This is a genomic window from Caballeronia sp. S22 (genome assembly GCF_964261745.1).
Classification (GTDB): Bacteria; Pseudomonadota; Gammaproteobacteria; order Burkholderiales; family Burkholderiaceae; genus Caballeronia; species Caballeronia jiangsuensis.
In genome coordinates this window covers 752,085-766,808 of the sequence record NZ_OZ180038.1, presented here as the reverse complement: position 1 = coordinate 766,808, position 14,724 = coordinate 752,085, and the positions used below count along the sequence as shown (strand labels likewise).

Sequence of the window (14,724 nt, the reverse complement as noted above, 5' to 3'; positions counted from 1 at the left end):
ACAAGCGTCTGCAATTTTCTTCACAAATCGCAGGGCAGATGCGCTGTACTCCGGTATTCACGATCGACCGCGTGCGCGATCCGTTGTTCCCTTCAAGCCTGAGCGATACGATCCAGCAGGCGTTGCAGGCGCGAATGCTGACACGGCGCGAGCCCCGGCGTGGCGATCGCCTGCACGACGCGGCCGCGCCAGTATGTCTTGGAGAAAAGCGAATTCGCACCTTCGAGGCTCAGCACTTGCTCGAGGTGTTCGATCGCCGAATCGAGATGACCGACGCTATAGAGCGGTCTGCGTGCGCTGATGTTGTTCATGGCGCGGTCTGTCGGAAGAGCGGAATTGCCGGTGAAGATTGAATCGATGCGCGCCTTCGTGAAGGACGTGCGACGCGCAAAACTGACCTGTATCGATGCACACGAAAGGCGGCGCACGAGTCATCGCGCGCCGCGTGCGTACATCAGTTCATGTGCTGGCCGCCGTTGATCGCGATGTTCGAACCGGTGACGAAGCCGGCGTCATCGGAGCACAGGAACGCGACGAGCGCGGCGACTTCCTCGGGCCGGCCCAGACGGCCTGCCGGAATCTGCGGGATGATCTTCGTATCGAGAATCTCCTGCGGAATCGCGGTCACCATCTTGGTCGCGAGATAGCCCGGCGAAATCGTGTTCACCGTGACGCCCTTCTTCGCGACTTCGAGCGCGAGCGACTTCGTGAAGCCGTGCATGCCCGCCTTCGCGGCCGCATAGTTCGTCTGGCCGATCTGGCCTTTCGAGCCGTTCACCGACGAAATGTTGATGATGCGGCCAAAGCCGCGCGACACCATCTCTTCGCAGACCGGCTTGGTCATGTTGAAGACGGAATCGAGATTGGTGCGCAGCACGGCGTCCCAGTTCACCTTCGTCATCTTCTTGAAGGTCGTGTCCTGGGTGATGCCGGCGTTGTTCACGAGGATATCGATCGGGCCGACTTCGGCCTGGATCTTCGCCACACAATGCTGGGCGGAATCGTAGTCGGCCACGTCCACGCCGTACGCGCGGAAGTTGTAGCCCTGGCGATCCATGTTCGCGAGCCATTCGCCGACCTTCGCGTTGCCCGGCGAATGCGTCACGACGACCGCGAAACCGGCGTCGTGCAGCTTCATGCTGATGGCTTCGCCGAGGCCGCCCATGCCGCCCGTCACCACTGCGATACGCTTAGTCATGCTGATACTCCTCGTCAATTTCTCTCAGGTTAATGAAACTCGGAATGACACCGGCGCTGCCATGTCGCCTCGACGCTTTTATTGTTTGGACATCGCGTCGGGCCGCGTGCTTGCCGCGCCGGTCTGTTGCTTTCGTTACGGACGTTCGAGCGCCAGCGCGACACCCATGCCGCCGCCGATGCACAGCGACGCCAGACCCTTCTTCGCATCGCGCTTCTGCATTTCGTGCAGCAGCGTGACGAGAATCCGGCAGCCCGATGCGCCGATCGGGTGACCGATCGCAATCGCGCCGCCGTTCACGTTGATCTTCGACTGATCCCAGCCCATCTGCTTGTGCACCGCCAGCGCCTGCGCCGCGAACGCCTCGTTGATTTCCATCAGGTCCAGATCGTTCACCGACCAGCCCGCGCGCTCCAGACAGCGCTTGGATGCCGGCACCGGACCCATGCCCATGATCTTCGGATCGACGCCCGCGTTCGCGTACGCCTTGATGCGCGCGAGCGGCGTCAGACCCAGCGCCTCGGCCTTCTTCGCTGACATCACGACGACCGCCGCCGCGCCGTCATTGAGGCCCGACGCGTTCGCCGCCGTCACCGTGCCTTCCTTCGAGAACGCGGGCTTCAGGCCCGCAAGCGCTTCGGCCGTCACGCCGTGGCGCACGAATTCGTCGGTGGCGAACTGCAGCGGCTCGCCTTTGCGTTGCGGGATCGAGACCGGCACGATCTCGTCGTTGAAACGGCCCGACTTCTGCGCGGCTTCCGCCTTGTTCTGCGACAGCGCCGCGAACTTGTCCTGATCCTCGCGCGTGATGCCGAATTCCTTCGCGACGTTCTCAGCCGTCGTGCCCATGTGATAGTTGTTATAGACGTCCCACAGGCCATCGACGATCATCGTGTCGATCAGCTTCGCATCGCCCATGCGGAAGCCGTCGCGCGAGCCCGGCAGCACGTGCGGCGCGGCGCTCATGTTTTCCTGACCGCCCGCGATGACGATCTCCGCATCGCCCGCGATGATCGCGTTGGCCGCCAGCATCACCGCCTTCAGGCCCGAGCCGCAGACCTTGTTGATCGTCATGCCCGGAACCATGTCGGGCAAGCCAGCCTTGATGAGCGACTGGCGCGCCGGGTTTTGGCCCGAGCCGGCCGCGAGCACCTGGCCCAGAATCACTTCGCTTACCTGGTCCGGCTTTACGCCCGCGCGCTCCAGAACCGCCCTGATTACCGTCGCGCCCAGCTCCGGCGCCGCGATCTTCGCGAGCGAGCCGCCGAACTTGCCTACCGCCGTACGCGCGGCCGATACGATCACTACGTCAGTCATTTTCTATCCTCATCAAACAGCGAAAACGTGAGCGGAATTTCCGTGCGCGTGACATTTCACGCGACGCGAAAACGCGTCCGGTACGAACGGACGGGTGAGTTCGATTCGAACTCAGGGCAGATTGATGCGCAGCGTCGCGTGCGGAGCGATGTCCGACCGACCGATGCATGAGCGAGCGACTTCAAGAGGCGTCGCGCCGACTACGGAATGACCTCGCCCGTGGGACAAGGTTCGCTCCGCAGAAAAAATCCCGAACGGGATGCGGCAAACGTGCAGCCAATTGCTTGGTCCATTTATATGGGCCTTTAATAAAATCTCTCAGGTTAAGCACCGGCCTTCTCTTTCGCCTTGCCGCCGTGAATCGCGCGAGCGTGATCCATCCGCGCGAACATTCTCGCGCTTTTGCAGCAGGGCATATGGAAGTTATTCGGTTTTGGGCGCTTGTGCGACGCACCAAATTAGTAACAATTCTAAACGGAAATCATGCGCAAAAAATTTCATATTAGTAGGTATAAACCCTAGTTTGAGTAAAAACACCCTTAATTAACTTGCTGCTTATCGCAGGAATGTTCGAACGCACGTTCAATAATCATCCTATATGACGGCGAAAATTGCGCAGGTTGTATGATCAATTCGCCCGTTTGGGTAAATGCGTAAGCGGTTAGCGCGGCGCATGTCGAACTGTGTCGGACCGTACGAGCTATCTGTCCTGGACGCGGAGAATCCCGCGCGAGCGTTATTCCTTATATAAGAATTAACTACTGGGTATAACCAACTCGTCTTTATCAGGAACAAACGCGTTCTCTCCTAACGCTGAGACATGACGACGCGATGAAAATAAGCGCAGTTAATCGATTGTCTATAACCGCGACATTTTGACATCTGTCAGTGAAAGTAACGACTTCAAGTGGCCGGCGAAAGTCACTCGAAATCGCTGATTTGTCAAAGCGCTAAAACGAGCTTTCTGCCCTTCGCGCGCGAGCAGCACGCCATCATCCGATCGTTCGATTGCCGTTCGCCTTTTGTCAGCACCACGTCGCGATGATCGATTTCGCCTTGGAGCACGCGCACTTCGCATGATCCGCACAGACCTTCTTCGCAGTCGCTCTGCACATCGACGTTCGCGCGTCTGAGCGTCGTGAGTAAGGTCTGATCGGCCGGAACGGTCAGCACGAGACCCGAATCTTTCAGTTCGACCTCGAATGCGCGCTCGTGCTCCGGATCCAGCGTGCCCAGCTTCGATTCGAAATGCTCGATCTTGAGCGTCTCTTCGGGCCAGGACGCACTCGCCTCGCCGAGTGCATCGAGCATGCGCGCCGGGCCGCACGCGTAGACGAGCGTGCCCTCGTCCACCGCGAGCGCCGCGAAATCGTTGCGCGTGCCTTCTTCCGAGACGTACTCGCGAAGGCGTGCGCCGTGCAGCGCGCGCATCTCGTCGAGCAAGGCCATCGATGCGCGCGAGCGTCCGCTGTAATGCACCTCGTAGTCGATGCCGAGCGAGCGCGCGCGCCGCGCCATCGCGCTGATCGGCGTGATGCCGATGCCGCCCGCGATCAGCACGAGCTTTTTCGCGCGCTCGCCGAGACGGAAGTGATTGCGCGGGCCGCGAATACGCCAGTGCGCGCCGCGCTTCACGTTCTCGTGAACCCACGCCGAGCCTCCCCGGCTTTCCGTCTCGCGCAACACCGCGATTTCGAATGCTCCGGCGTCGCCCGGATCTCCGCATAGCGAATACTGGCGCGACAGGCCGGTGTCGCCGCAGACGACATCGATATGAGAGCCCGCCGTCCAGCGCGGCAGATCGCGCCCGTCCGCCGATACGAGCCGCACGCGCACGACACGATCCGCGCAAGCCTGAACCGAATCGACGATCACCGCGCGGCTCACCGCATGCGACGATGGCTCGCCGATGCGCACCACCGCGCGCGCCTCGCGCACGTTCGGGTCGGTGCGCTCGGGATTCATCGCCGGGTCCCATTCGACATACAGATGCTCCGGCCCGCGAAACGACGTGTTCGGCACATAGGTAAAACGCTGTTCGGCGAGGCGCATGTGCGGCAGGCGTCGCGTGAGCTCGTCGAGGAAAATCTGCATCTCCATGCGCGCGAGGTTCTTGCCCATGCACTGATGCGCGCCGTAGCCGAAGGTCAACTGATCGCTGGCGTTCTCGCGGCGGATGTCGAAAAGATCGGCATCGGCGAACTGATGTTGATCGTGATTCGCCGACGACGTGACGATCAAAAGCTTCGAGCCCGCGGGAATATCGATGCCGCCGATCTTCACGTCCTTCGTCGCAAGCCGCCGCCACGCCGCGACCGAGCCGTTATGACGCAGGCACTCTTCCACCGCGTTCGGAATCAGGCTCGGGTCGTCGCAGATGTCGCGCCACGCCTGCGGATGTTGCAGCAGAAGCTTCAACGCATTCGCGGTGGCGTTCGCCGTGGTCTCGTGCGCGGCGACGATGCCCGCCATCATCATCGAATGCAGATACGAGTCGGTGACGACTTCCGGCAATTCCTTCTGTTTGCGGATGCCGTATTGCATCCAGCCGGGACCGGACGGATCCTCGCGCATCTTGTCGAGCACCTTGCCCGCGTATTGCCAGAACTTGCCGACGGCGTGCGCGACCTCGACCTGCTCTTCGGGCTTCGGTCGTCCCCACGTGTTGACCGTGTGCGCGATCGAATAGCGGCGCAGCGTGTCCATGTCCTCTTCCGGCACGCCGAGAAAATGCAGCGCGACGGTGAGCGGCACTTCCCACAACATCTGATCGACGAGATCGGCGCGCCCGTCGTCGATGAAACGGTCGACGTATTCGCGTGCGAGCGCGCGCACCATCGGTTCATGATGCGCGAGCGCTTCGGGCGTGAACGGGTCCATCAATGCGCGGCGGCGCGGCATGTGCGCAGGTTCGTCCTCGTTGACGAGCGTGCGGTTGAGCGCGAAGCCGTACGATGCGAGCACCGCGTTCGCTTCGGGGCCGGTCGGCGTGATCTTCTCCAGCGCGATCGAAGGACTGAACGTGATGTTGTCGCGGAAGATCGCCTTGATGTCGTCGTAGCGCGTGACGACCCAGTAGCCGAGTTTCGGGCTGAAGAACACGGGTTCCTGTTCGCGCGCCCAGCGCACGTAGTCGGGCGGGTCTTGCTGATAGCCGTCGCCGAAGGGATCGAATTCGGCTGCGCGCGCGCTCACCGGGCAGCCATTCGGCGCGCGCGATTCGTCGTGAAAGGGACATTGGGGCGCGGAGTGCGCGCCTGCCACGTCGGTCATGCCTGTCTCCGGATGGTTCTAATAGTGTGACCGTAGTATGCAACGGCTCAGATCGGCTTGCCCTCGCTCGACGACCAGTTGGGCATCAACTCATTGCTCGCCAAGGTTTCGTCGATGAGCTTCTTCGCGGCCTGCCGTCCCGCGATCGGCAGCCCGTCCGGATCGAGCACGCCGATCTGCACCAGCACCGACGCCTGATCCCAGTAGATATGCTCGTTGTAGAGCTTGTCGCCGCGAAAGCGGATCACGGCGAGCATCGGGATTTCGAAGTATCGGCCCGTCGGCGGAAGCCCGGGCAGCAGCCAGTCGATTTCGCGGTCGTGCGTCGCACAGAACACGAACTCGTCGACGACGCGATCCGCGCCGATCGTGCGCGACACCGGTATCAGCTTCGTATCGGCCGGGTTCGAATGGACGAAGTGATACTTGTAGAAGCGCTTCAACTGATCGTGACCGACGCCGCCCGTCATCGTCGGTACGTGATTCACGTAGGGCTCGGCGACCATCGTCGGCATCACGGCGTCGACATCGCGCGTGGCGAACTCGAAATAGCAGTGCTGCTCCCACAAATGATTCAGATCGAAGAGCGGGCCGAGCACCTTGCGCAGCATCGATAGCGTGCGCGAGTACGCCATCAGCGCGGCGGGTTTGTCGTAGTGCTCGCTGCCGGGCGCGATGAAGCCCGTCGATGTGCCCGGATAGGCATAGCGTTCGATGTTCGGTTTGTCCGCGAGCGCGGCCTCGACTTCGCGCGGGTCGTGCGCGCCGTGTTCGGGGAAGTGGAAGACCATCGGGCAGCGGATCGTCGGGATATCGGCGAGGCAGGCGGCGAAATCGTCGGGGTAATAGCAGGCGGCGCAATCGACGTCGGCCTGCGCGGCGATGCGCGTCGCGAACCGCCCGCCGCGCCCGTAACCGACCACGCCGACCTTGCCCGCATGCTGCGGCAACGCGCGAAGGGCATCGACGAGCGACGCGAAGTTTTCCGCCGCGATCCCGCCGGGCTTCGGCTCGTACTCGGGCAGTCGCGGCGCGAGCACGACATAGCCTTCTTCGGCATAAAGGTCGGCTGTGCGCGTGACGAAGTCGTCGAGGCCCGCCGTGTCGTGAAGCAGGACGATGCCCGGTCCCGATCCCTTCGCGGGCTGCGTCACGTAGGCGGGAATGATCGTGCCGTCGCGCAGAGTGATGTCGATGAACGCGCCGCTCATTGTTCGTGTCTCCTTCTATATAGAGGGTGTTTTTTCCGCGCGCGATGTCCGGTTAGGGCAGCAACGTGTCGGTGAGCAGCTTGACGTTGAGCACAACGATCACGCCCGCGACGAGCCACGCCAGCCCGCTCGTCCAGCGCGAGACGGCGAAGACGCCCATTTTGCGGCGGTCCGACACGAAACGCACCAGCGGGATCACGGCGAACGGCAGTTGCATCGAGAGAATCACCTGGCTCAGCACGAGCAACTGCCCGGTGCCCTTTTCGCCGTAGATCGCGGTGACGACGATCACGGGAACGATCGCGATCCCGCGCGTGATCAGACGCCGCGCCCAGTTCGGAATGTGCAGGCGCAAAAAACCTTCCATTACGATCTGGCCGGCGAGCGTCGCGGTGACGGTCGAATTCAGGCCCGACGCGAGCAACGCGACCGCGAAGAGCGTCGATGCAATGCTCAGGCCGAGCAGCGGCGACAACAAGTGGAACGCGTCGCCGATCTCCGCGACCTCGTTGTGACCGCTCGCATGGAACACGGCGGCGGCGACGATCAGGATCGCGGCGTTGATGAAAAGCGCGAGCGTCAGCGCAATGGTGCTGTCGATGGTCGCCCAGCGAATCGCGGAGCGCCGGGCCGATACAGATTTGCCGTAGGCGCGCGTCTGCACGATCGACGAGTGCAGATACAGGTTGTGCGGCATGACCGTCGCCCCGAGAATGCCGATCGCCACGTAAAGCATTTCGCGATCCGCGACGATACGCGGCGAAGGGATGAATCCGCGCAGGACATCGGCGAACGGCGGCGCGGCGGCCGCAAGCTGCAACGCGAAGCAACTCGCGATCACGACCAGCAGCGCGATGACGAAGGCTTCCAGCAAGCGAAAGCCTTTGTTGATCAGCAGCAGCAAAAGAAAGGCATCGAGCGCGGTCAGGAGCGCGCCCGCGATCAGCGGAATGCCGAAGAGCAGTTGCAGCGCGATGGCGGTGCCGATCACTTCGGCCAGATCGCATGCGACGATCGCCGCCTCGCACGCGAACCAGAGTGCGAAATTCACCGGCTTCGAATAGTGATCGCGGCATGCCTGCGCGAGATCGCGTCCGGTCGCGACGCCGAGACGGACCGCGAGCGCCTGTAGCAGAATCGCCATCAGGTTCGACAACAGGATGACGGTCAGCAGCGTGTAACCGAAGCGCGAGCCACCGGCGATGTCCGTCGCCCAATTGCCCGGGTCCATGTAGCCGACGGAAATCATGTAGCCAGGACCGGCGAACGCGAGGAAGCGGCGGATCCATCGACCGCCGGCCGGTACGTGAACTGACGCGTACACCTCCGGCAGGCTCGGGCGGAACGCGTCGTCCTGCTCGGGCGGTTTAGAGGTGGGGCGTACAGGATCAAGCATCGGCTCGTTTCTCCTGCGTGTAGCAGCTAATGATTTCCTGAAAATATGCGCCGCGCCGGATGAAGATTCAAGCGCGCAGGACTGACGGCGTATACGGCCACTCGGGTCGCACGTGCAGATGCTGATAATTCGACTTATCAGATGTAGCGATTTTTCTTGTCAAATTCGAAGCTGGTTGATAATCTCGCGCCAACTCACTGAAAAGAAAGCATAAATGGCTCGCAACGCAGCACGCTCTGGACGCGGCTTGGCGGAAAGCGCGGTGGAATCAACGCCGGACAGGGTCCGACTGCGCGCGCCGAACCGGCTCACACGCCAGCACTTCGCGCTGTATCGCGGCTATCTCGATGGTGTGTCGGAGGCGCAGTTGCACGCATCGTATGGCGACGCCAGCACCGATGTCCGGACCACGCGACGCCTGATCGACGCGCTCCGGGATACGCTGTCGGTCCTCGCCCGGCGCGCCCGCGATACGGAAGCCGCGCATTTGTTGCGGCTTCGCCCCGGCAGCATTCCGCTATTCGAGCCCAAGCCGGCCGCTACAGCCCCCACGCTCGATGACTTCCGCGAGAAGACCGATCCGGGTGGCGTTTACAGCGAATCCGAGTTGCTGGCGCTGTATGAGGAGGCTTATCCGCCGGACACCTCCCCTGCCCTGGACCGGCGCGCCGCGCGCAATGTGCGGTTGCGGCGCCGGCAGGCGGACGCGCTCGGGCGCATGGAGGCATCGCTTGCGCAGGATCCGAGTCCGGATCATCCCATCGACGGCTGGTTCGAGCCTGCGATCACCGCGCGACTTACGGCGGCGGGACTGACGACGCTTGCGGATGTCATCGAACTGATCGAAGGTCGACGGCATCGGTGGTACACAGTCGTGCCGCGGCTCGGTCCGAAGGGCGCACAGCGCGTGGTCGACTGGCTCCAGCTTCATGCCCAGGCGCTTCGGCACACACTTTCACCGGTCACGCTCGTGCCGAGGCGGCAGTGGCAAGTGGGCGACGGCGCGGTGGCGCAACCTTCGGAAACCAGCAAAATCATCGCGCCCATCGAGGCACTGCGCGTCCCGCCGGCGCTCGACGGGTCGAAAGGGTCGAATCGGTCGGGCGTCGGCGCGCCGTTCGGCACGGATGTCCGCGCGATTTTCGCCTGGCTCGACGCCCGATCGGGCAGCGCGCACACGCGGCGTGCGTATCGGCGCGAAGCCGAGCGCTTGCTCTTGTGGGCTCTGGTGGAACGGGGCAAACCCTTGTCGTCGCTCGATCGCGGCGAATGCAGCGAATACATCGACACGTTTCTGGCGAATCCGCAACCGGCGGCGCGCTGGATCGCGGCTCATCGTGGCGAACGATCTTTCGGCGGATGGCGGCCTTTTGCCGGACCTCTCTCCGACCGCAGCCGCGAAACGGCTCGCTCAATAGTGAGCGCGATGTGCGAATGGCTCGTCGGAGAGGGCTATCTGGCGGTGAATCCCTTCGCGGGATTGGCGCGCGTCGCGGCGCCGCCCGTGTTTGAATCGGCCACGCGCACGCTCGATCTCGCGCAGTGGAAATGCGTCCTGCAGTCGGTTGAGCGTGATGTTTATTCGTTTTCGGAGCACCGCGACAGATTGGCGCTGCTTCTCGCCTACGCGACCGGCCTGCGCCGCGCCGAACTCGCCGCTGCAACGACCGACGCGCTCAGTTTGGGACGCTTGCCCGGCGTGGCTGGCGCAGTCTGGCGTCTCTCGGTCGATCAAGGCCGTGGCGCGCCGCGCACGGTGCTTTTGCCGCCAGTGGTCGTCGAAACGTTAACGGACAATCTCGCGATGCGCGGCCTGCAAGAGCCGCTGGATTGCGCTGAAGGCACACCGATCATCGCTCAGGCGCGCGGCGGGCAAGCCATCACGCCCGACGGTATCGGGAAGATCTTCAAGAGCATTTTCACCAACGCCGCCGCGTTCATAGAATCGCGCGCGCCCGGCGGCGGCCAAGATTTGAAGCGAGCCAGCACGCACTGGCTGCGTCACACCCACTCGACGCATGCGCTCGGGCACGGCGCAGAGTTGCGCGAAGTCAGCGCCGGCCTCGGCCATGCCGATCTCTCGACGACCACGCTCTATCTCAGAAACGAGGACATAGGCCGCTTCCTTGGGGTCGAAAGACTGATTCGAAGCGCGTCCATAGCCCCGAAATCCTCAGACCCCTCCTAATTTCGCGTTTACACGAGCGCTGGGCGTTGTAAAAATGCCCGGTGCGGGTGCTCAAGTACTTCAGAGTTTACTTGAGGTTTACCGGTTCGCCGTTTATTCTTCGGTTTGCAGCTTGTTTTCCACCAACCGAAGAATTATTTGCTTACCCAGGCCCGCCAGTGACTGCGAATTCCATGCTAAGCGCTCGGCTTCCCGAAGTCGATCAATCCGTTTCGATCGAAACGCTCTTGGGGGTGGCGGCCCAAGCCACTGACATTCTCAATCAGATCCGCGATGCGATGTTGGAGCCGTACCCGCGCAAAAGCGCGCCGACATTCACGAGCGCGCAGGTCGCATCGCTATGCGGCGTCGATAAGCAGCGGTTTCAATACCTGACCACGAAAGGCGATTTGCCTGCGGGAACGTCCAAGGGCGCTGGCCGTAGCAAGGAGTTCACACTCGAAGAGGCGCTGACCTGGATTCGCGCAACGAAGGAACGCACGCGTCGGCCGGAAAGCAGGCGCGGACGAATCGTGACCGTCGCGAACTTCAAGGGCGGCGTCGCGAAAACGACGACCGCCGTGTCGGCCGCACAGGCGTTGACGCTGCTCGGACGCAAGGTGCTCGTCATCGACTGCGATCCGCAGGGCACGACCACCCAGTTGTGCGGATGGGCGCCCGACGCCGAAATCTCGGACGATCAGACCCTTCTTCCGCTCATTTACGGCGATCGACAGACCCTCCACTACGCCGTGCAGGAAACGTACTGGCACAACCTGGACCTCATCCCGGCATCGTCATCGCTTTTCGATGCCGAGTTCGAGATTCCCGCCAAGGTTTTGAACGATAGTACGTTCGAATTCTGGGAGATCGTGCGCAAGGGCCTGATGCCGCTTGCAAACGAGTACGACGCGATCGTCATCGACACGCCTCCGGCGCTCAGCTATCTGACGATCAACGCGTTGCTTGCGTCGGACGCAATCCTGCTCCCCTGCCCGCCCGAGGCGCTCGACTTCGCAAGTTCGACGCAGTTCTGGCACCTTTTCGCCGATATCGCGAAGAAGCTGCCGGGGGTGCTCGAGCAGAAGCGGTTCGATTTCGTGAACGTGATCATGACGAAAGCGAAGTCGGATGATGTGTCGCGTGTCGTGCGTGGATGGCTGCAGAAGGCTTACGGCGATCGCGTGCTGCCCTTCGAAATTCCGGAGTCGACGGTGCCCAAGGGCGCGTCGGCGCAACTGTCGACGGTCTATGACCTGTCGAAACCGGATGGCAGCACGGCCGCTTACAACCGGTTCAAAGAGCCGCTCGACCGACTCGCCGAGCATCTCGACGCGCAGTTCGTTCGCGCGTGGAATCAGAAGGAGGAATAAATGGGCATCGGGGACAGACTCCTCGCCAAGACAGCGAACATCGGCAGCAAGCCGACGGAAGCGGCGCAACCGCGTCCGGTCAGCACAGAGCCGCGCACGTCGCCAGGGCGATTGATGGACGCGCAGAATCGCATAAATAGCGCGCAGTCTCGAATCAAGGAACTCGAGTCGCAACTCGAGGAGCGTGCTGCGCTGGAAGTGCAACTCGATGCGCTCATCGAAGTGCATGGGCGGCGTCGCAAGCTTACGACCGAGCAGTTTCAGGAGTTGAAAAACAACCTTGCCCAGCACGCGCTCGCCACGCCAATTTTGGTGCGCGCATTGCCGGAAGGTCGCTTTGAAATCGTCGCCGGACATAACCGGGTTGCGGCTTATAGAGAACTCGGACGCTCGACGATTCGCGCGAACGTCGCATCGATCGAGGATGGCGAAATCGAGTTTGCGGCGTTCTTTTCGAACCTGCTATCGCCGTCGCTAACCGACTTCGAGAAATACTGGAACTTCAAACGATTGCAGGAACTGAGCGGGCTGTCGCGCGCCGAGATTTCCGAGAGCGCGGGATTGAGCAAGAGCCACGTGACGCGAATCTTTTCGTTCGACGCGCTGCCGGAAGCGGCCAAATTAGCACTCGCTGAAAAACCTGAACGTCTTGGAAGCAATGCGGCGCAGAAACTTGCCGCGCTGACCGAAGCAGGGAAATCGGAAAAGGTAGTGGAAGCGATTCGCCGGCTTATCGAGGACGAAAACTTCACTCAGGACAAGGCCGTCGCGCTCGCAACGGAGAAACCGCGCGCGGCTGCGCCAAGCTCAACCGTTGTTCGCTCGGGCCGAAGAAAAGTTTGCGAGGTGTCTACGAGAAACGGCGTCGTCGGCGTCCGCTTCTTTGAGAAGGAAGCGACTGACGCAGAGATGTGGGGGCAGCGGATCGCCGACTTCATCAACAAGACGTTGAGCGAATCGGAACAGGATCAATGAACCTACTAGGTTTCCGTTTTAAATCAACAACTTAACGAACTAAGCGAAGTTTTGGGCGATGAACCTAGTAGAACTTCCTTAGAAATCAATAACTTGATGATTCAGTACTGACGAGACTGCTATGTAACGAGCAAGCTGTAAAAAGACAAAAGCCTTCGGCGCCAACCGAAGGCTTTTGAATATCGGGCTTAACTGCATGTCGCCCGTTCCGCTTCCCGACGCCAATCGGGTCACGAGTACACACCTCGAAGTTTAGCGGAACGCGATGGGCAGTCAAGCGTTTGTCCTCCATTTTCCGAAATGGACGTACTTGACATGCGTATCGCGCAACGTTCCGTTGCAGGCGAGGTTGAATCTCGCCTCCAAAACTCAGAATCAGGCTCCGCGGTAGCGGACCAACTCGCTCTCGATGAATACGCCTGCGATCGATCGAACCTTCCTTGGGTGATCTTTCGCGCGGCGCATCGCGCTACCCACACGACTGCGCTCCCCGCGAGAGCGAGAGCGTTGCTCGCAGCTCTCGCCCGCACCGTCGATGCGTCTCGCCCGTTCGCGCCGATCTTTGCCCGGCGCGAACTGCTTACCGGACGCGCACAACAATCCATGCGCACGTTCTATCGCAGCATGGACGATCTCGAAACCACCGGCTTCATCACTCGGCCGCCCCAGACACGCTACGGCGCGGCTGGTTTGTTCGGTCGCGCCTACATTCATTTGACGCCGAAAGCCGCCGCTCTGCTCGGCCTCGTCGAACATCCAAGCGAAGGGCAGAAACCGTCCGTTCCTAGTAGGGAAGATGCCGTCAAAACCGAACGCGCCGTTTCTTTGGCGCCGCCGTCTGTCACCGTGGCAGACGGCGCTATATATAAGGATCTAATCCCTACTACTCAAAAGAGACAATCAGGACGCCTGCCCGCGGATCTCCAGCGCTTGCTGTCTCTGGGATTTCGTGAATTTCTGATCTTCAAATTGATGCGCGAGGCGAGGCTTCACGAGAAACTTCTGTCGGATGTCGTCGAAGCCAGTTGGAATCATCTCCGGCGCGCCAAGCACCCGATCAGCTATCTCCGCACCCTCCTGCGGGCCCCGGTCGATTTCGCCTACCGCGTCCGGAGCCATCGACACGCGCAAGCCGAAAAGCAGAACCAGCGCACGCGCGCCAAACAAGTCGATACAGCCATTGCGGAAATCGTGGGTCAATCTTTTGTAAGCCGCGACGGACTCCGGCGTTATCGCGTTTCCGATGACGCCCGATCTATCGTCATTCATCATCGTGACGAGGCTCAGCCGCGCGTGCATGCAGGTGCGTGGGCACCCGATTTCCTCGCCGCGCTTGAAGCAGGGCATATCGTCTTCCTCAACCCCGACGCCCCTAGTGGCATGCAGGCGGATTCCGATCGAGCTGCTTCGACACCCGCCTCCGAAATCGAGCGTCCGTCAGAGGCGCACCTTAACGATCTCAAAGCGCTCCTACGCTTGAAGAGAGCCAACCCCGCCCCCACTATGAAGTCAAGGGAGGCGGCGAGGCCGTCGAGTTACGGCCAGTCGACTTCACTCCCTTTAAGTTCGCTCTTACAGACGATTTCGCGTGTCGCGTCATCGACGAGACTTCGCGAGATACCTGGGTTGAAGTCGTGAGCAATCTTCGCGACAAACAGCAGGCAGGCTTAGATCAGACGAATACCGCGCAATGGCAACATCAGGAAAAGTTTTTTAAATCAGGCTGCTGCGACGCAGCAAATGCTGATATACTCTAAGGTTGCGCCTTAATGGGCGATTGGAAAACGCAAGTACCGCGTCTGGATGCGGTTTGC

The 14,724-nt window shown here is 61.4% G+C and carries 10 protein-coding genes; 4 read left to right on the top strand and 6 right to left on the bottom strand.

Features of this window, described 5'->3' with window-relative positions; genetic code table 11:
- Positions 1-92 precede the first annotated feature (92 nt).
- From ACEN42_RS30170 to ACEN42_RS30145, 6 genes are all read right to left on the bottom strand, one after another.
- A complete protein-coding gene (locus ACEN42_RS30170; protein ID WP_035507213.1) occupies positions 93-311 on the bottom strand; it encodes a hypothetical protein in 219 nt (72 codons plus the stop codon).
- Between the two features lie 143 nt (positions 312-454).
- A complete protein-coding gene (gene phbB, locus ACEN42_RS30165; RefSeq protein ID WP_238210767.1) occupies positions 455-1,198 on the bottom strand; it encodes an acetoacetyl-CoA reductase in 744 nt (247 codons plus the stop codon).
- Between the two features lie 135 nt (positions 1,199-1,333).
- Entirely contained in the window at positions 1,334-2,515 is a 1,182-nt protein-coding gene (locus ACEN42_RS30160) for an acetyl-CoA C-acetyltransferase (RefSeq protein WP_187603757.1), read from the bottom strand.
- A 942-nt stretch (positions 2,516-3,457) separates the two neighbouring features.
- Positions 3,458-5,788 carry a cytochrome P450/oxidoreductase gene (locus ACEN42_RS30155; RefSeq protein ID WP_371883352.1) on the bottom strand — a complete coding sequence of 777 codons (2,331 nt, stop codon included), beginning with the start codon at positions 5,786-5,788 and terminating at the stop codon, positions 3,458-3,460.
- Positions 5,789-5,835: 47 nt separating this feature from the next.
- On the bottom strand, positions 5,836-6,999 hold the full coding sequence (locus tag ACEN42_RS30150; protein WP_371883351.1) for a dienelactone hydrolase family protein: 1,164 nt from the start codon (positions 6,997-6,999) through the stop codon (positions 5,836-5,838).
- Between the two features lie 52 nt (positions 7,000-7,051).
- Positions 7,052-8,395 (bottom strand): Nramp family divalent metal transporter, encoded by a 1,344-nt coding sequence (locus ACEN42_RS30145; protein ID WP_371883350.1) that lies wholly within the window; start codon positions 8,393-8,395, stop codon positions 7,052-7,054.
- A 262-nt stretch (positions 8,396-8,657) separates the two neighbouring features.
- Here ACEN42_RS30145 and ACEN42_RS30140 point away from each other — a divergent pair, with 262 nt between their 5' ends.
- From ACEN42_RS30140 to ACEN42_RS30125, 4 genes are all read left to right on the top strand, one after another.
- Entirely contained in the window at positions 8,658-10,583 is a 1,926-nt protein-coding gene (locus ACEN42_RS30140) for a phage integrase family protein (protein WP_371883349.1), read from the top strand.
- A gap of 173 nt (positions 10,584-10,756) precedes the next feature.
- Positions 10,757-11,935 carry a ParA family protein gene (locus ACEN42_RS30135; protein ID WP_238294457.1) on the top strand — a complete coding sequence of 393 codons (1,179 nt, stop codon included), beginning with the start codon at positions 10,757-10,759 and terminating at the stop codon, positions 11,933-11,935.
- Positions 11,936-12,910, top strand: coding sequence for a ParB/RepB/Spo0J family partition protein (locus ACEN42_RS30130; RefSeq protein ID WP_371883348.1), 975 nt, complete (start codon positions 11,936-11,938; stop codon positions 12,908-12,910).
- A 300-nt stretch (positions 12,911-13,210) separates the two neighbouring features.
- Positions 13,211-14,548, top strand: a complete 1,338-nt coding sequence (locus ACEN42_RS30125; RefSeq protein WP_371883347.1) for a replication protein O — start codon at positions 13,211-13,213, stop codon at positions 14,546-14,548.
- The last annotated feature ends 176 nt before the right edge of the window (positions 14,549-14,724 follow it).